The sequence below is a fragment of the Marivirga lumbricoides genome, assembly GCF_014636295.1.
GTDB classification, from domain to species: Bacteria; Bacteroidota; Bacteroidia; order Cytophagales; family Cyclobacteriaceae; genus Marivirga; species Marivirga lumbricoides.
In genome coordinates this window covers 1-25,078 of the sequence record NZ_BMEC01000026.1, presented here as the reverse complement: position 1 = coordinate 25,078, position 25,078 = coordinate 1, and the positions used below count along the sequence as shown (strand labels likewise).

Annotated in this window: 17 protein-coding genes; 11 read left to right on the top strand and 6 right to left on the bottom strand. The window is 37.8% G+C overall.

Annotated elements, in window-relative coordinates:
* The first annotated feature begins 20 nt into the window (after positions 1-20).
* The 11 genes from IEV85_RS24070 (at position 21) to IEV85_RS24020 (ending at position 13,078) form a co-directional block, all read left to right on the top strand.
* Positions 21-1,421, top strand: a complete 1,401-nt coding sequence (locus IEV85_RS24070; protein ID WP_188467830.1) for a 3' terminal RNA ribose 2'-O-methyltransferase Hen1 — start codon at positions 21-23, stop codon at positions 1,419-1,421.
* A 142-nt stretch (positions 1,422-1,563) separates the two neighbouring features.
* Entirely contained in the window at positions 1,564-4,140 is a 2,577-nt protein-coding gene (locus tag IEV85_RS24065) for a polynucleotide kinase-phosphatase (RefSeq protein ID WP_229712724.1), read from the top strand.
* A gap of 46 nt (positions 4,141-4,186) precedes the next feature.
* Positions 4,187-5,233 carry a DUF5677 domain-containing protein gene (locus IEV85_RS24060; protein WP_188467828.1) on the top strand — a complete coding sequence of 349 codons (1,047 nt, stop codon included), beginning with the start codon at positions 4,187-4,189 and terminating at the stop codon, positions 5,231-5,233.
* A 362-nt stretch (positions 5,234-5,595) separates the two neighbouring features.
* Positions 5,596-7,353: a hypothetical protein gene (locus IEV85_RS24055; protein WP_188467827.1), complete on the top strand. Its 1,758-nt coding sequence runs from the start codon at positions 5,596-5,598 to the stop codon at positions 7,351-7,353.
* Positions 7,354-7,385: 32 nt separating this feature from the next.
* Positions 7,386-8,072: a DUF5677 domain-containing protein gene (locus IEV85_RS24050; RefSeq protein WP_188467826.1), complete on the top strand. Its 687-nt coding sequence runs from the start codon at positions 7,386-7,388 to the stop codon at positions 8,070-8,072.
* Between the two features lie 78 nt (positions 8,073-8,150).
* Entirely contained in the window at positions 8,151-8,957 is an 807-nt protein-coding gene (locus tag IEV85_RS24045; protein WP_188467825.1) for a nucleotidyltransferase domain-containing protein, read from the top strand.
* 4 nt (positions 8,958-8,961) lie between these two features.
* Positions 8,962-9,381 carry an endonuclease domain-containing protein gene (locus IEV85_RS24040; RefSeq protein WP_188467824.1) on the top strand — a complete coding sequence of 140 codons (420 nt, stop codon included), beginning with the start codon at positions 8,962-8,964 and terminating at the stop codon, positions 9,379-9,381.
* Entirely contained in the window at positions 9,378-10,439 is a 1,062-nt protein-coding gene (locus IEV85_RS24035; protein ID WP_188467823.1) for a nucleotidyltransferase domain-containing protein, read from the top strand. The genes IEV85_RS24040 and IEV85_RS24035 overlap by 4 nt, the downstream gene beginning before the upstream one ends.
* A 260-nt stretch (positions 10,440-10,699) precedes the next feature.
* Positions 10,700-11,473: a DUF6602 domain-containing protein gene (locus IEV85_RS24030; protein ID WP_229712723.1), complete on the top strand. Its 774-nt coding sequence runs from the start codon at positions 10,700-10,702 to the stop codon at positions 11,471-11,473.
* A 3-nt stretch (positions 11,474-11,476) separates the two neighbouring features.
* Complete coding sequence (locus IEV85_RS24025) at positions 11,477-12,412, top strand: nucleotidyltransferase domain-containing protein (RefSeq protein WP_188467821.1); 936 nt, start codon at positions 11,477-11,479, stop codon at positions 12,410-12,412.
* A 240-nt stretch (positions 12,413-12,652) separates the two neighbouring features.
* Positions 12,653-13,078, top strand: coding sequence for a hypothetical protein (locus IEV85_RS24020; protein WP_188467820.1), 426 nt, complete (start codon positions 12,653-12,655; stop codon positions 13,076-13,078).
* A 421-nt stretch (positions 13,079-13,499) separates the two neighbouring features.
* Here the strand turns inward: IEV85_RS24020 and IEV85_RS24015 are convergent, their stop codons facing one another.
* From IEV85_RS24015 to IEV85_RS23990, 6 genes are all read right to left on the bottom strand, one after another.
* Positions 13,500-14,747, bottom strand: coding sequence for a hypothetical protein (locus tag IEV85_RS24015; protein ID WP_188467819.1), 1,248 nt, complete (start codon positions 14,745-14,747; stop codon positions 13,500-13,502).
* The gene (locus tag IEV85_RS24010) at positions 14,737-15,294 is read right to left on the bottom strand and encodes an RNA polymerase sigma factor (RefSeq protein ID WP_262892168.1); all 558 of its coding nucleotides are present in this window, start codon (positions 15,292-15,294) and stop codon (positions 14,737-14,739) included. The genes IEV85_RS24015 and IEV85_RS24010 overlap by 11 nt, the downstream gene beginning before the upstream one ends.
* A 69-nt stretch (positions 15,295-15,363) precedes the next feature.
* Positions 15,364-16,629, bottom strand: coding sequence for a hypothetical protein (locus IEV85_RS24005; protein ID WP_188467817.1), 1,266 nt, complete (start codon positions 16,627-16,629; stop codon positions 15,364-15,366).
* Between the two features lie 671 nt (positions 16,630-17,300).
* Complete coding sequence (locus tag IEV85_RS24000) at positions 17,301-19,556, bottom strand: OmpA family protein (protein WP_188467816.1); 2,256 nt, start codon at positions 19,554-19,556, stop codon at positions 17,301-17,303.
* 1 nt (position 19,557) lies between these two features.
* A complete protein-coding gene (locus tag IEV85_RS23995; protein ID WP_188467815.1) occupies positions 19,558-20,472 on the bottom strand; it encodes a PorP/SprF family type IX secretion system membrane protein in 915 nt (304 codons plus the stop codon).
* Positions 20,473-20,603: 131 nt separating this feature from the next.
* Positions 20,604-25,078: Ig-like domain-containing protein (locus IEV85_RS23990; RefSeq protein WP_188467814.1), on the bottom strand; the 4,475-nt coding region annotated here is incomplete at its 5' end.

Sequence of the window (25,078 nt, the reverse complement as noted above, 5' to 3'; positions counted from 1 at the left end):
AGCGGTCTCAATAAGAAATCATGTTACTAAATATATCAACAACACATAATCCTGCAACAGATTTGAGTTTCCTGTTGCATAAACACCCGGATAAGCTACAGTCAGTGGAGTTAGCAACCGGAAAAGCTCACATTTTTTATTCAGAAGCAACAACAGATAATTGTTCGGTCAATCTTTTATTGGATATCAATCCAATAGAATTGGTTAAGAACAATCGGAACAATTCGAGTGATTTTGCTTTGGCTCATTATGTGAATGACAGGCCATATGTAGCTTCTTCATTTATGAGTGTTGCTATTTCCAAAGCGTTTTCCACTGCCTTAAATGGTAAATGTAGCAAGCGTCCTGAATTGTTAGATCAGGTGATGGATTTCGAGGTTAAAATCTCAGTTTTACCAGCCCCAAAGGGTGGTGAATTATTAATAAGGCGGCTTTTTGAGCCTCTTGGTTATGAGGTAATTCTTCAAAGACACCAATTGGATGCTAATTTCCCAGAGTGGGGTGACAGTAAGTATTATACATTGAATTTAAAAGGAGCATGCAAGCTCAAAGAATTGCTATCACATTTGTATGTTTTAATTCCTGTACTTGATACGAATAAACATTATTGGGTCAATCAATCAGAGGTTGAAAAACTGCTTGCAAAAGGAGAGGGGTGGCTAGGTAATCATCCTGAAAAAGAGCAAATCACTAAAAGGTACCTCAGAGGAATTGGAGGATTAACAAGAAATGCACTCGACAGACTAATTGAAAATGATTTAGAGGAACAACCCATTGAAGTTGAAGAGGAAAGCGAAGTTGTAAAAAAGAAAGAATCATTGCATCACCAAAGATTAAAATTAGCGCTGCAAGAGCTTAAAAATTCAGGGGCTAAGAGAGTGGTTGACCTGGGCTGTGGTGAGGGTAAGCTGTTGAAATCGCTTTTGAAAGAGAAGCAATTCGAAGAGATTCTTGGAGTGGATGTTTCCTATAAAACACTTGAAAAAGCAATGGAGAAGTTGCATTATAACGAAATGTCTCCAAAGCAAAAAGAGAGAATCAAACTGATTCAAGGGTCTTTGACTTACAGAGACAAAAGACTGGATGGATATGATGCAGCAGCCATTATTGAAGTGATAGAACACCTGGATTTAAACAGACTAAGATCATTTGAAAGAGTGGTTTTTGAATTCTCTAAACCAAAAGTAGTGGTCTTAACTACCCCTAACAGAGAGTATAACGAGCTTTTTGAAAGTATGGCAACTGATTCATTCAGGCATACCGACCACAGGTTTGAGTGGACAAGAAAAGAATTCAGCAATTGGGCTGGACAGGTGGCCAACTCCCATGGGTATGATGTTGAAATCAAACCTGTTGGTGAAGAAGATGAAAAAGTAGGTGCACCATCTCAAATGGCCATTTTTAAATTGTCAGAACTCTGATTTTAAATGATTATAGGATAAACAGGATTGAAATGAGCATATATACAGCGATGTAGCTCAGAAAATAATTGGATGTGCAATGAAGGTGCACAATACATTGGGAAATGCTCATCATCAAATAAAATGAATCATGGTTAAGACAATGAATAAAATAAAAATACCAGAACTATCATTAGTAGTGCTTATTGGAGTTTCCGGCTCTGGAAAATCAACTTTTGCTAAAAGAGTTTTCAAGGAAACCGAGATCATATCTTCTGACAAGTGTCGTGCAATGGTGTCAGATGATGAAAACAATCAGGCTGCAACTGTTGACGCATTTGAGTTGCTGCACTACATCTCTTCAAAAAGACTGAAAAACGGACATTTAACCGTAATTGATGCTACAAATGTTCAAACTGAAGCAAGAAAGCCATTAGTTCAATTGGCAAGAGACTATCATTGCCTGCCTGTAGCCATTGTGCTAGATGTTCCTGAAAAGATTTGCCAGGCAAGAAACGATGAAAGAGTTGACAGAAATTTTGGCAAGCATGTATTGAGACAACAGAGATCACAACTTAAAAGATCCATAAGAAACCTTAAAAGAGAAGGGTTTAGGCATGTTCATGTTTTAAGTTCAGTGGAAGAAATAGATGCTATACAAAAGATACAAAGAGAGAAACTTTACAATGATAAAAAAGAGGTTAGTGGCCCATTCGATATCATAGGAGATATTCACGGATGTATAGATGAAGCGATTGAGTTGCTTCAGAAACTCGGATACAATGTTGATGAAATAGCGTATGACAATGAATCCTTTGGATATAAAGTCGCAAATCCAGAAGGAAGAAAAGCCTTATTCCTTGGAGATCTTGTTGATAGAGGACCTAACTCACCCGCAGTATTAAAACTAGTCATGAGCATGGTGAAATCGGGGATCGCATACTGCGTGCCTGGAAACCATGATATGAAGCTTCAGAAATACCTGAGCGGTAAAAATGTACAAATCAAACACGGACTAGAGCAAACTGTAGAACAGCTTTCTCAAGAAAGTGAAGATTTCAAGAACACGGTAAAAGAGTTTTTATATGGTTTGGTGAGTCACTATGTTTTTGACAAAGGCAAATTAGTGATTGCGCATGCAGGGTTGAAAGAAGAAATGCAGGGGAGAGGCAGCGGAGCAGTTCGATCATTTTGTATGTATGGAGAAACCACAGGTGAAACGGATGAGTTTGGATTACCGGTAAGACACAACTGGGCTGCCGATTATAGAGGAAGGGCAAAAGTAGTTTATGGACATACGCCTGTTCCGGAAGCACAGTGGTTGAACAAAACCATTGACATTGATACTGGTTGCGTATTTGGCGGTAAACTTACTGCATTGAGATATCCTGAAGAAGAATTAGTATCCGTTCCTGCTAAAATGATGTATGCTGAGCCAGCAAGGCCTTATAAATTAGAAGCAGATTCTTCACTGTCGCACCAGCATGAATTGGATGATCTGTTGGATATAGATGATGTTATTGGAAAAAGGATTGTTGCTACAAGTCTTCAAAACAATATTACCATCAGAGAAGAAAACTCCATTGCTGCCCTGGAAGTGATGAGTCGGTTTGCCATGAACCCGAAATGGTTGATCTACTTACCTCCAACCATGTCACCCTCTGAAACCAGTGATATTGATGAGTATTTAGAGCATCCGAAAGAGGCGTTTAAATACTTCAAAAGTCAGGGAATCGATAAAGTGATCTGTGAAGAAAAACATATGGGGTCACGAGCTATTTTGGTAGTTTGCAAGGATGAAAATGCCGTAAAAGAGCGATTCGGGATTGAGAACGAAGGAATAGGCGCCTGTTTCACAAGAACGGGCAGAAACTTCTTTAACGATTCGGCATTAGAGAATGCATTTTTAAATCGGGTTCAATTGGCACTCACCCATTCTGGATTTTGGACAAAGTTCAATACGGATTGGGTTTGTTTAGATACAGAGTTAATGCCATGGTCTGCAAAAGCTCAATCACTATTAAAAGACCAGTATGCGTCTGTAGGAGCTTCGGCTTCAGCTGCTTTAGCTAATGTAATTGGCAACTTAGAAATCACTCAAAAACGAGGGATAGATGGGGTAGATCAATTGCTTGAAAGTTATATGGCTAAAAGTGAAATGATTGGTGATTACACCAAAGCCTATGGTAACTACTGCTGGCCTGTTAATGGATTAGATGATTACAAACTAGCACCCTTTCATATTCTGGCTACAGATGGAGAGACTCACATGAATAAGAACCATGAATGGCATATGGAAACGATTAAATCTATTTGTGAAGCTGATCCTAAACTGATGGTGGCAACGCCCTATCAATTAATTGATTTAGATGATGACTCTCAAATAGAATCAGCCATAGCTTGGTGGACAGAATTGACAGAAAAAGGAGGAGAGGGCATGGTGGTGAAACCATTGGATTTTGTCGCTCATGGTAAAAAAGGATTGGTTCAACCTGCTATCAAATGTAGGGGAAAGGAGTACCTACGGATTATTTATGGACCTGAGTATACTTTACAGGAGAACTTAAAAGTTTTGAAGAACAGAGGCCTTGGGAGAAAGCGGTCTTTGGCATTGAGAGAATTTGCCCTTGGCTTAGAAGCCCTTGATCGATTTGTTAAAAAAGAACCTTTAAGAAAGGTTCATGAATGTGTATTTGGAGTGCTTGCTTTGGAAAGCGAGGCTGTGGATCCGAGGTTATAATTGAAAATCAAGATATTAAAACAATTTCGAAAAATGCAAGACTCATATGTTTAAGCTTAATGAAATAATAAAAGATACACTCGCTGAAATTCAACAGGAGTTCAGTGGAAGTGACAAAGAGTTCAATACACTCATTAAGGAGAAGTCTCCTGAACTCTTAAAAAGAACAGCGAAAGTTTTCATGAGTGGGCTTTGTCAGTTCTATGAGGGGAAGCGAATAAACGAAATTCAAGACTCTTATGCCCAATTCCTTAAATGGAATGAAGAAATTCATGGTGATGGTTTAGAAATGTTTTTGATGTATATAGACTTGACTGTTACTGTTAACAATGATATGACTGACCATTTTAAGATGGATAAATTTTCTGAAGATGAAAAACTGAAGTTCTCACAGCTTCTACACCTCCATATTAAAGGATGTCAGATTGCAAATGAAATTTATGCTCTCATCAAATGTGGTTATGCTGATGCTGCTTTAGCGAGATGGCGAACGCTGCATGAAACCTCAGTTGTATTTCTTACGCTGTTTACTAATGACTTGGAGGTATCAAAGATGTTCTATGAATACCAATTTATCGAAAAGCTCAAACGTTTAGAAACATACGAAATTCATCACGCTACATTGAACTGGAGACCTTCGGATGGAGATACAGTAAAGATGTTGCAGAAAAAACGAGATGAACTGCATGATCTTTATGGTGCAGGTTTTCTAAAAGAGTATGGGTGGACAATAAAATTTCTTTCAAATAGAAAACGAAACTTCAAAGGGCTTGAAGAAAAAGTAGGGCTAGATTATTTGCGTCCGTTTTATCAATGGGCAAACAAGGGCGTTCATGCTGGTCCAGAGGGACTGTTTACTCGTCTTGGTTTCAATGATATCAACATTCCAAGAGGATATTTAGCTGGGCCATCACGATACGGAATGTTGAATCCTATGCAGTTCACTACATACTCTCTGTTAAAAATGACTACTGGTCTAACTAAACTTACTAGCACTTTTGAGAGTAAATTGGTGCAACTGATGCTAGAACAACTTCATGCGGCTATTGCAGAAGCTATGATTGAAGCAAAAGCCAAGCTACCAAATAATTAACAAAAGACTATCAATGTCATTTGCGTATCAGAGAGAGCTGCGATTTGTAGATAAAAAAAGTGGTTTGCATTGGCATTTATCATTGCTTGATATTGATCCTCCCCGCTCATTGAGATGCCCTGAAGAAAAATAAAAATTATTTCATTATTTTTTCATCTACGCAAAAAGATTGCGCACTTCATATTCAACTTTGAAACATTGTTAGAAACTAGTCCATTGACAGTGACAACATGGTATTAAAAATCCGGCACAGGAAGTTCCTATATTTTTCGGATAAAACTTACTTCCCGCTGGTCATTTAATAGGTAAAAGGAGTTCCTATAATCCTTAAACATACTCCTCACTTATTGATAAATTAAAAAATGAAAACGCTTAAATTATTTAATGCAGTAATAGCCAAAGAGTCAAATGATCAACCTTATGTGTCTGAGCAGGGCTACATCATAGCGTCAGATGCATTATGGGCAAAAAAGCAGATTATAAGCTTTTATGAAAAGGAGAAGTTAGATGGTCTTGATCTGAATAAGACTTTTCATAAGTCATGGAAGAAGATCCTGAAGAGCTCCCGAACTGAGTTGTGGCAAGATCAAGTCAGCCATTACTTTTCTACTTATGGAAGTCAATTTCAACGAGAAATCTATATACCTAAGGAAGTATTGAATGTACCGGATGTAAAATTGACCTTCCAAATAGTGCGCGCTTTTACCGTTGAGGAAATGACCCAAAAGTGCCTGGAGTTATTAAAATCTGGTATTGCCTTAAAAGAAGAAACAATCAATGATTTGCTCTCCATTCTTGTAGATGAGTTGTCTTATGCGTTTAAAGGAGACGAAAATATTAAGAACAAGGAAGCGATAGTTAAGATCGCTGATATGTACGGGGTATTGCCCACTGATACTATGCAGTTTTTTCGCTACATCATTTATAGAGCAACGAATGATTCACTCTTGATAAAAAGTACTGAAGTGATTGAGGCTATAAAAGCTTCGAACTATAATCCATCTGTACCATTTGAAAAGTTTGGTCTGGAAAAAATGGCTGAGATTTTTAATCGTTTTAAGCCCCTTTTTCTGGCATTCAAATCAAAATGTCCTAAAACGATCAATAAGATATCAAAACTGTCTAAGTCGTACCATAAACCACTTGTAGTCAATCCTTTGAATCTGGTGACCAGCGTCATGTTATCAGATAATGATAAGCATTGGCTTGATAATGCTACTCCTTTCGCTTTATTCAAGGCACTCTCAGCATGCCACTCGCGAATGAATGGACAATATGCTTTTGCCTATCGTATCAGAAACGGCAAATCATTCATAAAATCGAATAAGGTTTCGGGTGCCGTTTGGCCCAACTACGATTACCTATATGAATATTTAAAAGACCGATTTGATCTAACGGGTAAAAAGTTCTTTCTTCCAGAGGATGTAGAGTATGCATTGCCGACTTCTGAAAAAATGTATGTGGGCAATATACCCACTGGTAGTAAATTTTATGGCGAGTCATTGGCTGTAGGTATCTACTGGGAGAACCAATGGGGGGCAGATGATTTGGACTTATCAGGCTTGAATATTGGAGGAAAAGTGGGGTGGAACGCGCATTATAAGCAAGGAAAGTCTGGCGACTTGATGTATTCTGGCGATATGACCGATGCATCAAAAGGTGCCGTTGAATATTTGCATGCTCAAAATGGTTTGTCAGCTCCAACGCTTGTACAAAATAACGTGTACTACGGTGCCGGAAATTGTGAATACAAGATTATAGTGGGTAGGGGACATGAAGTTAATTATGACTACATGATGGATCCCAATAACCTCTTTATGGAAGCAAAAAGTCAGTCTGTTCAAAGGCAGACTATTCTTGGCATGCTCATGCCTGAAAAGGATTGGCAATGTTTCGTTTTGCTGAATTTTGGCGCTGGCCAATGCAGAGTCTCAGGGAATTCAGAGGTGTCGATGACGGCAACCAGGGCATTGTACCAGCAATGGAGTAACCCGATCTCCTTCAGAGAATTGATTTTAGAATTGGGGGCTGAAACGGTCAGAAATAGTGACCAAGCAGATTATGACTTTTCACTGAACAAGTTGCAAAAGGATAGTTTTTTAAACGTATTTAAGGATTGAGCTGGCTAAAGTGAGGCAGTAAATCCTATGTTATGATAAATACTAAATTATTAGCAATGAAGAATGTAAATATTTTCAAAGGTGCATTGGATAAATGTGATATTCTAATAGATCAAATTCCTAAGGATGGATCGAACAGAAATGTACTATTGTATGGATATTTTATCTCATTAATTCAACTAGCTAAAGACTTGGATTTCTTAAGAGAGAATAACCGAATACATAGTTTTCTGTTGATAAGCAGAGTATTCGTTGAGACTTATTTGGACTTAAAGCTTGTGATTGAAATAAATGGGTATGAAAAGAGACTAATTCTCGATTCTTGCAAGCAAGAATTAAGGTCGCTTAATCATGTATTACAAAGTAAAGACTTAATAATCGAAGATAGAATTCCTTTAATAAGTAGGAAGTATGAGTTAGAATCTGATATTGAAATGATCTCGAATCATGATGTACCCAAAATATTTACTATAAAGGATAAGTTTAAAGCGCTTAAAATGGAGCCTGAATATCATTTTTTGTATAGTTCGTTAAGCTCCTTTGCACATAATGACGTTCAAAAGGTAATGGAAAATCACTTTCTTTTTCACCCCGATAAAGTTGTTTTGAGTAATTCATCTAGACCTAAAGAGCATCATGTTTCTATGATCATTCCATATCTGGAAGCTTTCATGAACGATGCAAGAAGTATTTTGGAAAAGAAATGCTCTGGTTTATAATAATTATTTTAATTACGCAAAAAGATTGCGTAGTTGTACTCTTACTTTGAATCAAGAATAATTCAAAGAAGTAGATCAATGGAAGGAATCATTAAAAAGAAATTATCGAATATTGAGAATATAAATGAAGTAAAAATCCTATACGCTTGCGAATCAGGCTCGCGGGCCTGGGGATTTCCTTCTCCAAATAGCGATTATGATGTACGGTTTATCTATGCACAGGATTTGGACTGGCATCTGTCATTAGTGGATAAAAAAGACACCATTGATCTTCCCATTAATGAGGATCTGGATATTGGAGGTTGGGAAATCAAGAAAGTCCTAAGACTACTATGGAAGTCAAACCCACCTTTACTGGAATGGTTGCAATCACCGATTATCTATCAATCTGATGATCATTTCTTAAAAGGTATGCAAGAGTTAAGTCAGGAGTACTTTTCACCAATTGCAGTCATGCACCATTATTTGAGCATGTCGAAAAAGTACTTTGAAGCCTGCCAGGAAAGCAATGAAGTGAAATTGAAGAAATACTTCTATGCACTTCGGACAGCAATTGCAGGAAAATGGGTGTGCGAGAAAGAGACGATTCCACCTATAGAATTACCAAAGATGTTTGAGATCATTTCGGACAATGTGCAGGACAAAATTCAGGAATTGATCGTTCTGAAATCGCACCAAAAAGAGGATTATTTACACAAAAGAGAACCATTGATTGATGCATTTCTGAGTGAAACAATCAGGGAAAATGAAGCTATAGCCAATAAGCTTCCTTCAGCTAATGGAGATATAGAGAAGTTGGATGAGTTCTATCGGAAAGTTGTAAGGAGCGTTTCCCCCGCTGGCGGGGGTAGGGGGTGGATAAAATCATCGTTTATAAACATTTAATAATATGACCAACAAAAATTATAATAACAAACTTCAGCCATTTGCCAACTCCTTAAGGAAGAACATGACAAAAGCAGAAGCTTGTTTATGGAAATATGTATTGAAAGCGAGAATGATGAAAGGCTATCAATTCCGTAGGCAACGACCAGTCCTTAATTATATAGCAGATTTTATGTGCAAAGAGTTAAATCTTATTATCGAAGTAGATGGAATTACCCATTCATACGAAGAGGTAGTTCTCAACGATGAGAAAAGAACCTCAGATCTGGAAAATCATGGCTTTACGGTTTTGCGGTATACAGATGAAGAAGTATTACAGCATATAGAATATGTCCAGAAAAGTATTAATCAGTGGATTGAGGATAATGCAACTGTTCCACCCCCAAGCCCCCGCCAGCGGGGGATAAGAAACCCAAAAAAATGACATTAGAAGAACTCTATTCAAAGGATATTATCGTTTTTGACTGTTTGAGTGGGAGCCATGCCTATGGTTTAGCAACTCCTGAGTCAGATGTTGATATAAAAGGTGTATATATACTTCCTGAGGAAGACTATTTTAGTTTGAACTATGTAGAACAAGTTAGCAATAAAACGAATGACATTGTTTATTACGAGTTAAAGCGCTTTGTGGAGCTACTCTCAAAAAGCAATCCCAACATACTTGAGTTACTCTATACCCCAAATGATTCAGTACGCAAGCTTCACCCGGCATTTGAAAAACTAAGATCCATGAATCTCCTTTCAAAACAATGTAAAGAGAGCTTTGGTGGCTATGCCATGACACAGGTGAGAAAAGCTAAAGGATTGAATAAGAAGATTCTAAATCCAGTTGAAAAGGAAAGAAAAGGTGTTTTAGACTTTTGCTTTGTTGCTCATGATCAAGGATCTATCCCTGTGAGAGAATTTTTAGAGATGGATAACCTGGAGCAATCCAAATGTGGACTTTCTAGAATTCCGCACATGCATGAAATGTATGGATTGTACTATGGAGAAACATCATTTAAGGGGATCGCCAGAAAGGAAAATGCAAATGAAGTTTCATTAAGTTCTATCCCTAAAGGCATTCAGCCATTCACTGTTATGTCGTTCAATAAGTCTGCCTATTCTAAATATTGTAAAGATTATAAGGAATATTGGGAATGGGTAGAAAAACGAAATGACACTCGTTATCAAAATACCTTAGATCACGGTCAAAACTATGATGCCAAGAACATGATGCACACTATCAGGTTGCTAACCATGTGTGAAGAGATTGGTTTGGAGGGTCAATTAAATGTTAGGAGGGAGGATAGAGATTACCTTCTCGGCATAAAGAAAGGAGCGTTTTTATATGAAGAACTAGTGGAAATCGCTGAGAGCAAGATTGCCTCCATAAATGATGTTTATGAAAAATGCGCTCTTCCAGACCAACCAGACATACATGAATTGAATAAAGTGCTTATTGAAATTAGAAGAGAGTTTTATCGAAGTGCCTATAAATAGAACTTAGGAACATAAATACCATTAAAATCTCAAAGATAGAGATATTATGTTAAGTTGGAAAACCAATCGGTACTCCTAAAATATAAGTAGTGAGCTAGTCATTCGGATGGTAGTTTTAATTTTGATTTTATATCAAGGCTTATGGACAAACTTTAATTCAACAACTCAGTGGACTATCGAAGCAAGCCACCTGAAGCAGTGCATTAAAAATCATTTTACCGGATCTTTTTGAAGGATTGCAGAAGCAAATGCTCGCTCAATTGAATACCAATCGTGAGTTTATCGATCATCCTGGTTCAAAAGGTGACTCATTAGAAAATGTTTGGATTGAGTGGCTTAAAAAGTATTTACCAAATAGATATTGTGTTGATAAGGCAATTATAATTGATAGTAAAGGGCAACTCAGTGATCAAATTGATCTAGTAATATATGATCAGCAGTACACTCCTTTCGTATTTACTCAAAATGGAATTCATTATGTACCGGCTGAAGGCGTCTATGCCATATTTGAGGTTAAGCCTGACTTTAAAGGTTCAGGGAAGGTTAAGGATAAGTCGATAAATTATATAGAGTACGCTGGCAGAAAAATTGAAAGTGTTAGAAAGCTACACCGTACGTCAACCAATATTATTGATAGGGGTAGACCTTTTCCTCCAAGAGCTTTAACTAAAATAATAGGGGGTATACTGGCCAGTGAAAATACAATTGCAAAAAATGAGACCTTAGAAAAACAATTTGAATCTCTAAGTGGAATTCAATCCATTGATATGGGTTGTGCTATTGAATTTGGCGCATTTTATATTGAATACGAGGGAGATGAGGATTGGAATATTAATAACCTGCAAGAGTGGATTACTAACTACTACGATACAAGGACATATGATAAAATGACTTTTAGCAAAGCGGAAAACTCACTTGTGTCATTTTTCTTTCAGTTAATGAGATATCTACAACAGACCATTGGAACGGTTGCTGCCATTGACTTAGGTGCCTATGCTGATGCAATAAATTTTGAATTAGATGAAGGAAAATAGATCATGAAAAAAAACTCATATGCTAAAACTGGTGCCGTAATCTGCGGGTTAGGAAATGCCTTTTTAAACTTAATAAAGCAGTTGAATATGATGGATCAAGACCCGAATCTAAAATTCAAGTGGGATGAATTTTTAGTTTCAGCAGGCAAAGGTGCAGCGATAGGGGGGCTTGCTGGTTTCGGAATTGGTGCAATAAGGGATTATCAAAATTCCTTAGAAAAACCAATCGATCTTAATGCTCACTTATTCGGCCTCACAGGTTTATTAATGCTAGATAAATCAGATCCCCAGTTTAAAAGCTTGGAAAAAGCGGCCAATAAAATATGTAATGCGTTTACTAAACAGTTTAAAGATAAAATCAGTGGTGAGCTAATTCCACATGGATCTACGGAGAAGGGGACAGCACTACATGATTCTTATGACATTGATATCGCTGTTCCGTTTTATCCTAAGAGCTTCCCGAATAATGAAGAAATGTATGATGAGGTATACAAATTCTTCAAAAAGAGAATAGGAGTATTGGGCATCATAGATGTCAGGAAGCAAAAAAGGTCAATTGGAGTTTGTGTTGTAGTTGGGCACTTGGAATCCTGGGTAGACTTTGCTCCCTACAAACTCTCAAAAAAGAATAGTAGTTCCGGATATTTATTTGTTAATAAAAAGGGATTTCTAATTGACAATTCAACGATTCAGAAGACTGATTTGACAAAGTTGAAGAAAAACAAGTTTTCAGATGTGCAAAAGCAAATCATTGTTTTATTGAAAGATTGGAAGCTTAGAAGTGATTTACCATTACCATCACATATTATAGAATACCTTGTTAAGGATGCTTATCGAGTTAACAGAGGAAGGATACCGAAATCACTTGAAAGGAAGATGATTATTGTTTTACAACACATGGCTAATCGATTACATATCATTCATATTAAGGGGAATTAAAATACTAATAACGTCATTTCAAATAGCATTGATGAATATGATAAGCTAATCGTAATGGATGCTTGCAACAAAGCCATTAAGGAATATGAATACCAACCGAATTCATTGATTAAAAACTTTTCTTAAATACACTGTATAGACATGAACCTTAAATTCTATTCACTTCTAGAATTCTTCCTTCAATTTGATCGCTTGCCGAGCATATCTTACTATGTATTATATGCGAAAAGTTACGAGCCCTTGGGAGCAGAATACTATAAAAATATAGGAGATCACGCTAAAAACACATTAGATGATAAGTTGATCCAAGATATCAGTGAGCAACTTTCGGCAAATTTTTATGCTGGAGATAAGGATTTATATCCCAGACATATTCAAGGCAATAATATTCTACGAACTCAAGATTGTGAAAAAATTGAATTGGCGTATATATCAAGATGTAGTAGACCAGGAAGAATCGGACCTAAAATCAAAGTCCTTTTGGATAAGGAACCAATTAATCTTGAAACCAGAGTAAGGTGCATTGAATACGAAAAGCATTCAAACTTTATCAATCAATATCTACCAATTAGCCTTAACTTAAGAAGTATTCCATATAATAAACACTTACAGAAAATATCATTCTTAGATGATGAAGAGTCTGAAATTATACTTACTAATCTTTAGTCCAATTCAAGGAAATCGTACAAGGGATTATTGCTCGAATTTAAAGAAGCATTTTTAATTCTTTTGATTAGCTAGAGATATTATTGCAGATCCTGCAATTGATAAGAACATAGAAGAAAAAGAATTATTTGAATACCAGGAGAGAGCTACATGGTTCAAATCTTCAGGTGATATCTTGCTAGAATTCAAAAAAGTATATTATAAACAAAGCAGAGAATATATAATAGATTAACCTTGTTTGTGAGTTATATAATTGTTATATAATTTATATTATGTTAAGTTGATGTTTCTTAACCTACACCCTTCTTTTTATATCTATTAAAAATACTTTGAAATTTCTGCGCCATTAGAACTTAAATATATTTGTAAGAATCTGCAGTTAAGCTTTTAACTAGCAGTCATACAATTATTACTGAATCCTCTAATGTTTTAGATGTATTGTTAAGCCAAAATCAATCCCTAAACTATAAGGCTTTAAGCTGATTGATCTATTGGATTGTCCTGCAAATTCATTTATTGTATAGCTAATAACTGGTGACACCTTAAACGACAACCATGAATTTAATTGATAAAGATTATTATAGGCTAAATTAACGTAGTACTGTTGCGCCCCGTAAAATGATTTATCACCCATTTGATGTTGCAAATCTAACTGTAAATCAATAGCTTGTGAATAATGAACTCGCTGAACCAACTTATAGGCCAAGCCGACATGTAATCCAGCAGATTGATTTTTCACATCTAATACTTCCTCTGCGATAACTTTATTAGGTCTTATCTGTAGCGTATTTTCCTGTGGGCTTTCTACAGTAATACTGGTATTTTGGGTATTTTCATAGCCATAAGTGATTCTCTGAGACTGATATAAATAGCTGATTCCAAGATAAATATATAATCTATCTGATACTTTTTTATTGATACCGCCAGACAGCTTATACCCCAATCTATCCCAGCTAAAAGCAGGATTATCAATGTATTTGATTACTTTATCGTCTAATAAATTAGGATTAATTTTATGGTAGGCTGAAAATAATGAGGTATTAAAGTATAGCTTAATAGCCTTATCTCTATCTGCTTTCTTGTCCTCTTCAGATGTTTTTACAATTATGACCGGTACTGGTGTTATATCAATCAAGGGTAATGTTACTTCAGCGATTCCTCTGGACTTTAATTGATCAAAAGTGAATTCAATTGGTTTCTTAATGTCTGAGAATGAAGTGCCTCTATTATCGCTTGATAAATAAGTATTTAAGCTTTCGTTTTTACTATTTTCACTGGTATTTCTCTCAATCCTGTTTTTCTCTTCTTTTGCTACATACTTTGTGTGATCAAACTTAGTAGTAGTATCCTCTAAATTAAGAGCTATTTTCTTAGCTGCTTTTTGATCTTTTATTGATTGAAGGAGCCCTTTTTGATCATCTTTAATGGTTGAATCCTCAGAATTCGGGCTTTGCATTGCTACAGATGAAGATTTATTCTTTGTAACACTGGATTCAGTGTAAACTATAAATGTTAAAACTGAAAGTAACAATAAGCCCAAAAGTATGAGGGGAACCACTACCCTATTCGTTCGCTTTTTAGGTAGCCGCTGCTCAATGTCATCCCAGAAATTATCGTTTACTTCTGGTGCATGATTGCTAATCTTATTTTTCCAGTCCTTATTTTTCATTGAGCAATGTATTAGGGTGTTGTCTATTCGTTATTTGTAACTCTTTGCAAAGCAATGCCTTTGCTTTACTGAGTTGAGATTTGGAAGTTCCGATAGAAATATTGAGCATTTCTGCTATTTCACTGTGCCTATATCCCTCTATTTCAAATAAGTTGAAAATTAATTTATAGCCTTCAGGCAGTTTATTGATCAAGTCAATAATGGATTGAGTTTGCATCTGAGAAAAGATAGCTTCATAAGCATTATTTTCTATCGCCCAGGCTTCAGTAATATCCTCTGCAATGAAAGTATTCTTTCTGAAATGTGACAGGCAAGTTCTAATGGTCAATGCTTTCATCCATCCCCAGAATGCCTGAGGATCCCGAAGCTTTTCCAATTGTTCAAAAATTTTAATAAAGCATTCTTGAAATACATCTTCAGCTTCTTCTTTGGAGCGACAATACCTTAAGCAAATTCCCATAACTTGTTTATGGCACAGTTCATACAAAGCCTTTTGTGCCTTTCGGTTACTCTTAATACACTTTTTTACTATTTCTTCCAGCGTCATGCAAAGATGCCCAAAAGCGTTATAAACACTTTTGGGCTTTAAGATTGATAGTTTTTATTTAAAAAATGGTTAGTTCGAAACTGTTATGAGAGATTCTGAGCAGTACTGTCCCTGGCAAATCCTGTAAGATATGCTTTCAGAAATATTATTTCCCCATGCAGCGCTATCGGCAACATAGCGAACGATTGGATAGCCTGATTGCTTAATCACTTCTGCTACTCCGTACTGCAAACCTAAACTATCTGCTATATATATTTCAGGTAATGGTTGCTCAGCGCAATAGGTATCATTTAATAATACATCAATATCTATTACAGCTTGGTTAGGAAACCCTAGAGAAACAGAATCTTCCACAGCAACCAGAGAATCGCATATATTCATCTCCTCTTCAATAACTGATATTAAATGATGTGCAATGAAGGATTGTCCATTTTCAAAAGTTACCTCAAAGCGGATGGAATCAAATCCTAGCATTTGTGGCTCAAACAAAATGCTATTAGAATCTGTCACCTGTACATTTCCGAGACTAAAATTGAATACCCTTAATTCAGTTACTTGCCAATCGCATAGAAAATCATCTGATAATACATTTAATTCAATTATTGATTGAGCTATGCTTACTGAGTCTATGCCAGTTTTGAAAACTGGTGTGCAGATGCTGTCATTAGAAGATAATACTTTTACAAAAGCCAATATAGATTTGTCTGCCGAAGCACTATCATTGGAAATGAGGTTGGCACGGTATATCAAAGAATCTTTATGATTCACCTGATTATTTTTTCCGATGTATTGAAGTAGTCCGTTTCCTGAAATAGTAGCGGTTCCATTCTGAGGCGTTTGCACTAAAAATATATCTTGTAATGTATAGTTGCACAATTCGTCATTCGCTAATAGGTTTACACTTCCTTTTAAATCGGCATCTAATATGAGCAGATCTTCTCTTGCATACACCATACACGAGTCTGTATTAAAAACTGAGGAGTCTCCAATTTGAATAAAAATACTATCAGTTTTTTTGCTGGAGTTGGTTTCAATTTGAAAGATTAAATAATCTTTTCCTCCAGCCCCTTTATTGGGTTTATATTCTATGAAACGATTGTTTATCCACTGATGCTTTGCTTTATTACTGTTGTTTACTAAGGTAATCACAGCATTTTCCTGTGGGTTTCCTAGTACATCAATAATAGTAGATTGCCCCTCAATGGCATAAATATCATTGTTGTTAATAATGGGATTCTGATTGATTATATTGTCAGATAGTAGATCATCTTCTAATTGATCGCAGGAGTAAAATAAACATACCAGTAAGAGTAATTTGAGTAGGTGACGGTTCATAACTTCATCTTTATTTAGTTAATAATTAATACTATCAAAAGGGCGCACAAAAATAAAGAAAGGTTGCCTGGTGTCTGATATTATTTTTAAATAACTGTATTTCAGATGGTTATATTTATTTAAGAATGGAGTTTACAGTCAAAATGAAGAGTAGATATTTATTTATAAAAGGGAATTATAGTTTCACATTAAAAGAATGAAGGATTGGATTTATAGTTTAATTCGGCTACTCATGGAAAATGAAATTGAACTCAAAAACCAGATATACTGACCTTAATAAGTGTTTCTTAAACTTTAAAACTAAGTATGAAACTTTAAAACTAAGTATGAAACCTCAAAAAAGAGAAGTTTTACTAAATACTGAGGTTTCAATTACACTTTAAGGTATTTTAAACAAAATTTTATTCTTTATCTTTTTGCTACTATATAACAAGACTTGATTTCCTTCAATGGAAAACTATTCTTCTCGTAAAACACCCCTGTAGTCCCAGCCAGCTGGCTGGGACAGACTCACAGATGTAAGTAAGTAGAAAACTAATCAGCTTTAGCTCTATTTTCTAATATAGCAAAAGTCCTGTGGCAGGCAGGCTGGCTCTGGAGACATATTCATTAGCAATAAAACCTATTCTGGCTTTATATTTTACCATACCTGTCAGTAATACGTATTGATTTTAAAGCGATATAATCTTAAACTCAGTTCTTCTATTTAATTGATGTGCTTCTTCGCTGCAATTTACACCATCTTCGCATTCATTCATTAATTGTGTCTCTCCATAACCTTTCCCTATAATTCTTCTTTCTTCTATTCCCTTAGAAACTATATAGGCTGCGGAAGCTTTAGCACGCTTATCAGAAAGTTGCAGGTTAAAAGCATCTCCTCCCCTTGCATCAGTATGTGAACCTAGCTCTATCACCATTGCAGGGTTTTCTTTCATGGCTGCAACAATTTTATCCAGCTCCTTTGCAGCATCTTTACGAATAATTGCTTTACCTAAATCAAAATATATTGGCTCCACACCCAATAACTTGCCTATGTCTTCACCTAGTTCAATCTTATTCAAACCAAAATCCAGCATCGCATTTAATGAATTGATTCCGGGTTTATCCAGTTTTTTGTTATAAGTCATTGACTTGGAGAGAAAACCTTTTTTCTCAAGTTTTATCTGGTAGCTAACCCTGTCGTTTAATTTATTCTCAGAAAATGTATAGCTAAAACGTCCGTTTTCATCTGTATAGACTTTAAATGGCACTTCATCTCCCAAATTGTTGATTAATTTTACCTGAACCGAATCAAGCTTCTTCTGAGAATTGTTTTCAAAAACGAAAGCAGTCATACCAAAATCATAATCCTTTACAAGTGAAAGGCTCTTTTTCCAGGTATTAGGAGCATCAACTGCTGTTTCCAGAGAAGTAAAATCATTTTCTGCGCTAAAGTATTCTTTACTGGTGGTAATTATTTTATAATTGGTGTTGGGTTCAATTTGAGTGCTTACATACTGTCCATTTTCATAGTCCAACTGCGTTATTGTATCATTTTGAGAAGAAAGCAAATACACCTTTGCCTCTTTTATAATTTCTTGCGATAATTTATCTGATACTAAAAGTATTAATTGATATTCAGGCATTAAATCCATGTCAGATTTAAATTGATAGATTTCATCCTTAAAAGCACTTTCTTCTCTATTGGAACTAAAGTATCCTGATCGTCCATCTTCGTAGAATGTAATGCCAAAATCATCTAAAGAGCTATTGATAGGAGAACCTAAATTTACGACCTTTCCTTCTTTCGATAAGTCATAACCAAAAAGATCTAATCCACCTAAACCTCCATGGCCATTACTGGCAAAATATAACCTTTCACCATGTATGGTAGGAAAAAACTCATCTCCCGCAGTATTCACCGCTGCACCTAAGTTAATAGGTTTACCCCATTGTCCATCTCCATCCTTCTGCACTTTATACAGATCCGCTCCACCCATTCCCCCCGGAATATCGGAAGCAAAATAAAGTGTATTGCCATCTGAGCTAATGCTCGGGTGAGCGAAAGAAAAGTTAGGGTCATTAAAATTTAAAGGCTCACCTTTGCTCCATTTTCCGTCTTCATAGGCTGCATGGTAAAGCTGCAATTTCGTAATAGAATTGTCTCCTGTATTTTCATTTACCCTGGCTTCTGTATTTCTGGTGAAGATGATGTCTTTATTGTTATTATAGCTTGTTAATGGCCCTTCGTGTAAAGACGTGTTTAAATTCTTTGAAAAGTTTTTCACTTCACCATTCTGCGGATTATAGGAAAAGATATCCAGGTAATTACTTTCATCCCAATTAAAAAGGCCGCTAATGAAGGTTTTATGTTCCCTTGCTGACACAAAAAGGATTAAGCTATCATAAAGTAAAGGAGCGAAATCTGAATATTTGCTATTAAATGCTGCTTTGTCAATAACAACCCTCCCTGCATTTATAAAAAACCTGTTTTGCTCCTCTATAGCATTAATCTGTTCGGAGGAAATTGCTTTGATAGACGCACTTACTCCTTCATCCTCTGTTAACTCCTTGAATATATGAGAAGCTTGTGCGTATTTACCTGTAGCTGCCAATGATTGCGCATAATTTAAAAGGGACTCGGCTGCTACCGACACCTGAGTTTCTTTGGCCTGGGCATACCATTTGCTTGCTTGTTCCGGCTGATTTAACTGATTATAACTTTGTGCAATTTTAAGGGAAATTATACCGCGCATGCTGTCGCTTTTCTGGCTTCTTAATGATTCTTCGTAAGAAGTGATGGCTTTCTTGTAGGCAAACTGGTTAAAATATTTATCCCCCTTGCTTTCCGGACTCATCACTAAGTCAGCAATAGACTGAGACCACAAAAGGTGACTGCCAAAAGTAATGCAAACACATGTGAAAATAATTTTTTTGATTGGAATCATCTTAGAAATATCTTGGTGTTAGAATACGTTTTTTGTTAAAGCTAAACCTGTAGTTAAGCATAATCTCATGAGATCCTCCATTCACCCTGCTCAGTTCGGAGGTTGTAATAAAATCGTAAGAATACCCTATTTGAAATGCAGGAGTCACCTGGATTCTGATGATGCCATCAAAAGAGTCAAATGACCTGTACGAGAGACCCAACCACAACACCTCCTGAAGCAAAACAGAAGCATTGATGTCAAATTCTGCAGGTGCACCATCTACCGCTTTGAACAGCACGCTTGATAATAGTTTTACATTAGGACTCAAAGCAAATAGCTTACCTGCAGTAGCAAAATAATGCCTTCTGAACTCACTGTCAGAGTCTTTTGAAGATCTGTTGAAGGTAGTTTCCAGGATTTGAGGCGTAGAAATACCTGCATAAAAGGTGGGAGTATAATAATATAAACCTACCCCTACATTTGGATGAAACTCGCGAACATCTATATTGGCAAAGCTGGGGTCATTTGGGTTTACCTGGCTAAAAGGTGCATCATAATAGGAAAAACCAGCTGATATACCCATAGAAAGCGTCCCTCTATTTTCAAAATTGACTTTATAAGCATAACTCCCATAAGCTCCAGTCTGGTTGATGATGCCAATTCTATCCTTCATAATCAGCATGCCTAACCCAATTTTTTTTCTTTTTACAGGAGCGTGTAAGCTTAAAGTCTGAGTACTGGGCGCTCCCTCAATGTTTACCCATTGTTCCCTGAGTAAAGCAGTTAAACTTAATGTTTCATGACTCCCTGCATAAGCCGGATTGATTGCAAGCCCATTAAACATATACTGAGTATACATAGCTTGTTGCTGTGCACGAACCTCTAACTGAGCTATTAATAAAAAAGCAATCAGTAATATTTGTAGATATTTCATGTATGTATATTTATTTTTTTAAGATCGCATGGAATAACCGCAACATAGTTCTTCCGGGAGTGAGTATCTTTTAAATCCATATTCTTCCCGGCTTGATATGATTGACTCGCAGTTATTTCATTTGATTCCAATTATCGCATTAAAGTAATATATCCATTCAGTGGTTTAGAGCCATCACCGAGGTCAATCAGGTAGAAATAGGTACCATCCGGCACTTCATTACCTGATACAACTAATTTCGATTTCACCTCTCCTTTCCAGGCCTTGTCCTGGTTATTATAACTTTTCACTTCAAAAACCAGGTTTCCCCATCTGTTATAAATTTGTACATTATTATTAGGGTAATTAGCAATCCCTTTAATGGTCCATACATCGTTTATTCCATCTCCATCAGGAGAAAATCCTGCGCTGATTTCAAAAGCTTCATCCACACTGATAGAGATTAATTCGGATAAGTTATTACTTAGATCAGGATCTACTTCCTCAGCATAACCTTCCGCTTCATTATCTATTACTCCCTCACTTAAGATCTCCACTTCAATTAATAATGAATCAGCTTTGCCAATTTCCAGGCTTTCGATTCTCCATTCACCTGAGATATTGTTAAACTCTCCTCGTGAAGCAGTTGAAGCTACATACCTTAAATCTAATGACAGCTCATCCGTCACCACTATGTTAGAAGCCGTTCCGGGACCAAAGTTTTCAACAATAATTTTATAAGTGATGATGTTTCCTACTAAGTAAGGCCCATTTGATACAGATTTTCTGACTCCAATATCTGCACTGATAAGAATGATGTTCACAGTTAATTCATCCGTGGTAGCATCGGTTACTGTATCAGTTCCATCACTCGTGCTTACTGCTACATCATAAGTGCCATTAGTTAATGGAGTAGTTAAGCCACTTAAGTCAAGCGTCCAGTTGCCGGAGCCATCTGTGGTTAATTCAGCGTCCGTCCCTAACACATAAGTAACACCATTTACCATTACTTCCAGGCTTGTGGCATTGGCCTCATCCCAGCTACCTGTTAAGATGGGAAGACCATCTGTACTGCTTAAAATATTGGCGGTAGGTAAACTCATAGATGTAATTGCTACAGTTAATTCATCAGTGGTAGCATCGGTTACTGTATCAGTTCCATCACTCGTGCTTACTGCTACATCATAAGTGCCATTAGTTAATGGAGTAGTTAAGCCACTTAAATCAAGCGTCCAGTTGCCGGAGCCATCTGTGGTTAATTCAGCGTCCGTCCCTAACACATAAGTAACACCATTTACCGTTACTTCCAGGCTTGTGGCATTGGCCTCATCCCAGGTACCTGTTAAGATGGGAAGACCATCTGTGCTGCTTAGAATATTGACTGTTGGTACAGTTAAAGACGAAGTATTCACTGTCAGTTCATTTGTAGTAGCATCAGAACTGCTGTTGCCTGCTGCATCAGTGCTGGTCACGGCTACATCATAATCTCCATCAGGTAATGGCGTAAAAGGACCGCCTGCTGTTGGTGTGGCTGTTTCTGTATCCACGCTCCAATTCCCTGAAGCATCAGGTGTTGTGGTAAAGGTCACTCCGTTAATAACTACGACTACTGTACTTCCAATCTCAGCGGTTCCACTTAGAACCGGTGTGTTATCTGATGTGGTTAAAGCATTGACTGTTGGTGTGGCCGGTGCTGTGGTATCTATGGAAACTTCATTGCTGGTAGCATCACTGGCACTGTTCGAGGCCGCGTCAGTTACTGTGGCTACCACCTCATAGCTTGTTCCGTCATTAAAAGTACCCAGCGTTCCACTTGTTGGTGTGGCTGTTTCTGTATCCACGCTCCAGTTGCCTGAAGCATCAGGGGTGACTGTATAAGTAGCACCATTTAATGTCACTGTCAGGGTCTCTCCTGCCGGCTGACTGGTACCTAATCCATTGGTTCCGGTAATGACAGGCGTTACATCATTGGTGGTCAGTAAATTAACTGTTGGGGCTGTTGGAGCTGTTGTATCTATAGAAACTTCATTGCTGGTAGCATCGCTGGCACTGTTCGAAGCCACATCAGTTACTGTGGCTACCACCTCATAGCTTGTTCCGTCATTAAAAGTACCCAGCGTTCCACTTGTTGGTGTAGCTGTTTCTGTATCCACGCTCCAATTCCCTGAAGCATCAGGTGTTACGGTATAAGTAGCACCATTTACTGTTACTGTTAGCGTCTCTCCTGCCGGCTGACTGGTACCTAATCCATTGGTTCCGGTAATGACAGGTGTTACATCATTGGTGGTCAATAAATTAACTGTTGGTGCTGCTGGGGCTGTGGTATCTATGGAAACTTCATTATTGGTAGCATCTGAACTGCTATTGCCTGCTGCATCAGTGCTGGTTACGGCTACATCGTAATCTCCATCAGTTAATGGCGTAAAAGGACCGCCTGCTGTTGGTGTGGCTGTTTCAGTATCCACACTCCAGTTCCCTGAAGCATCAGCTGTTGTGGTAAAGGTCACTCCGTTGATGATCACTGTAACAGTACTTCCTATCTCAGCGGTTCCGCTTAGAGTCGGTGTGTTATCTGATGTGGTTAAAGCATTGACTGTTGGTGTGGCCGGTGCTGTGGTATCTATAGAAACTTCATTGCTGGTAGCATCATTGGCACTGTTCGAGGCCGCATCAGTTACTGTGGCTACCACTTCATAGCTTGTTCCGTCATTAAAAGTACCCAGCGTTCCACTTGTTGGTGTGGCTGTTTCGGTATTCACGCTCCAATTACCTGAAGCATCAGGTGTTACGGTATAAGTAGCACCATTTACAGTCACTGTCAGCGTCTCTCCTGCCGGCTGACTGGTTCCTAATCCATTGGTTCCGGTAATGACAGGTGTTACATCATTGGTGGTCAACAAATTAACTGTCGGTGCTGTTGGGTCTGTTGTATCTATAGAAACTTCATTGTTAGTAGCATCAGAACTGCTATTGCCTGCTACATCAGTGCTGGTCACGGCTACATCATAATCTCCATCAGGTAATGGTGTAAAAGGTCCACCTGCTGTTGGTGTGGCTGTTTCAGTATCCACACTCCAGTTACCTGAAGCATCAGCTGTTGTGGTAAAGGTCACTCCGTTAATAACTACGACTACTGTACTTCCAATCTCAGCAGTTCCGCTTACTACAGGTATATTATCTGATGTGGTCAAAGTATTAACTGTTGGTGTGGCCGGTGCTGTGGTATCTATAGAAACTTCATTGCTTGTAGCATCGCTGGCACTGTTCGATGCCGCGTCAGTTACTGTGGCTACCACCTCATAGCTTGTTACATCATTAAAAGTGCCCAGCGTTCCACTTGTTGGCGTGGCTGTTTCCGTGTCCACGCTCCAGTCCCCTGAAGCATCAGGTGTTACGGTATAAGTAGCACCATTTACTGTTACTGTTAGCGTCTCTCCTGCCGGCTGACTGGTACCTAATCCATTGGTTCCGGTAATGACAGGTGTTACATCATTGGTAATCAGCAAATTAACTGTTGGTGCTGTTGGGTCTGTTGTATCTATAGAAACTTCATTGTTAGTAGCATCTGAACTACTGTTGCCTGCTGCATCAGTGCTGGTTACGGCTACATCGTAATCTCCATTAGTTAATGGCGGAAAAGGACCGCCTGCTGTTGGTGTGGCTGTTTCAGTATCCACACTCCAGTCCCCTGAAGCATCAGCTGTTGTGGTAAAGGTCACTCCGTTGATGATCACTGTTACTGTACTTCCGATCTCAGCGGTTCCGCTTACTACCGGTGTATTATCTGATGTGGTTAAAGCATTAACTGTTGGTGTGGCCGGTGCTGTGGTATCTATGGAAACTTCATTGCTTGTAGCATCGCTGGTACTGTTCGAAGCCACATCAGTTACTGTGGCTACCACCTCATAGCTTGTTCCGTCATTAAAAGTACCCAGCGTTCCACTTGTTGGTGTAGCTGTTTCCGTGTCCACGCTCCAATTCCCTGAAGCATCAGGGGTTACGGTATAAGTAGCACCATTTACTGTCACTGTCAGGGTCTCTCCTGCCGGCTGACTGGTACCTAATCCATTAGTTCCGGTAATGACAGGTGTTACATCATTGGTAGTCAGTAAATTAACTGTCGGTGCTGTTGGGCCTGTTGTATCTATAGAAACTTCATTGTTAGTAGCATCTGAACTACTGTTGCCTGCTGCATCAGTGCTGGTCACGGCTACATTATAATCTCCATCAGTTAATGGCGTAAAAGGACCACCTGCTGTTGGCGTGGCGGTTTCAGTATCCACACTCCAGTCCCCTGAAGCATCAGCTGTTGTGGTAAAGGTCACTCCGTTAATAACTACGACTACTGTACTTCCAATCTCAGCGGTTCCACTTAGAACCGGTGTGTTATCTGATGTGGTTAAAGCATTAACTGTTGGTGTGGCCGGTGCTGTGGTATCTATCGATACTTCATTGCTGGTAGCATCACTGGCACTGTTCGAGGCCGCATCAGTTACTGTGGCTACCACCTCATAGCTTGTTCCGTCATTAAAAGTGCCCAGCGTTCCACTTGTTGGCGTGGCTGTTTCCGTATCCACGCTCCAGTTGCCTGAAGCATCAGGTGTTACTGTATAAGTAGCACCATTTA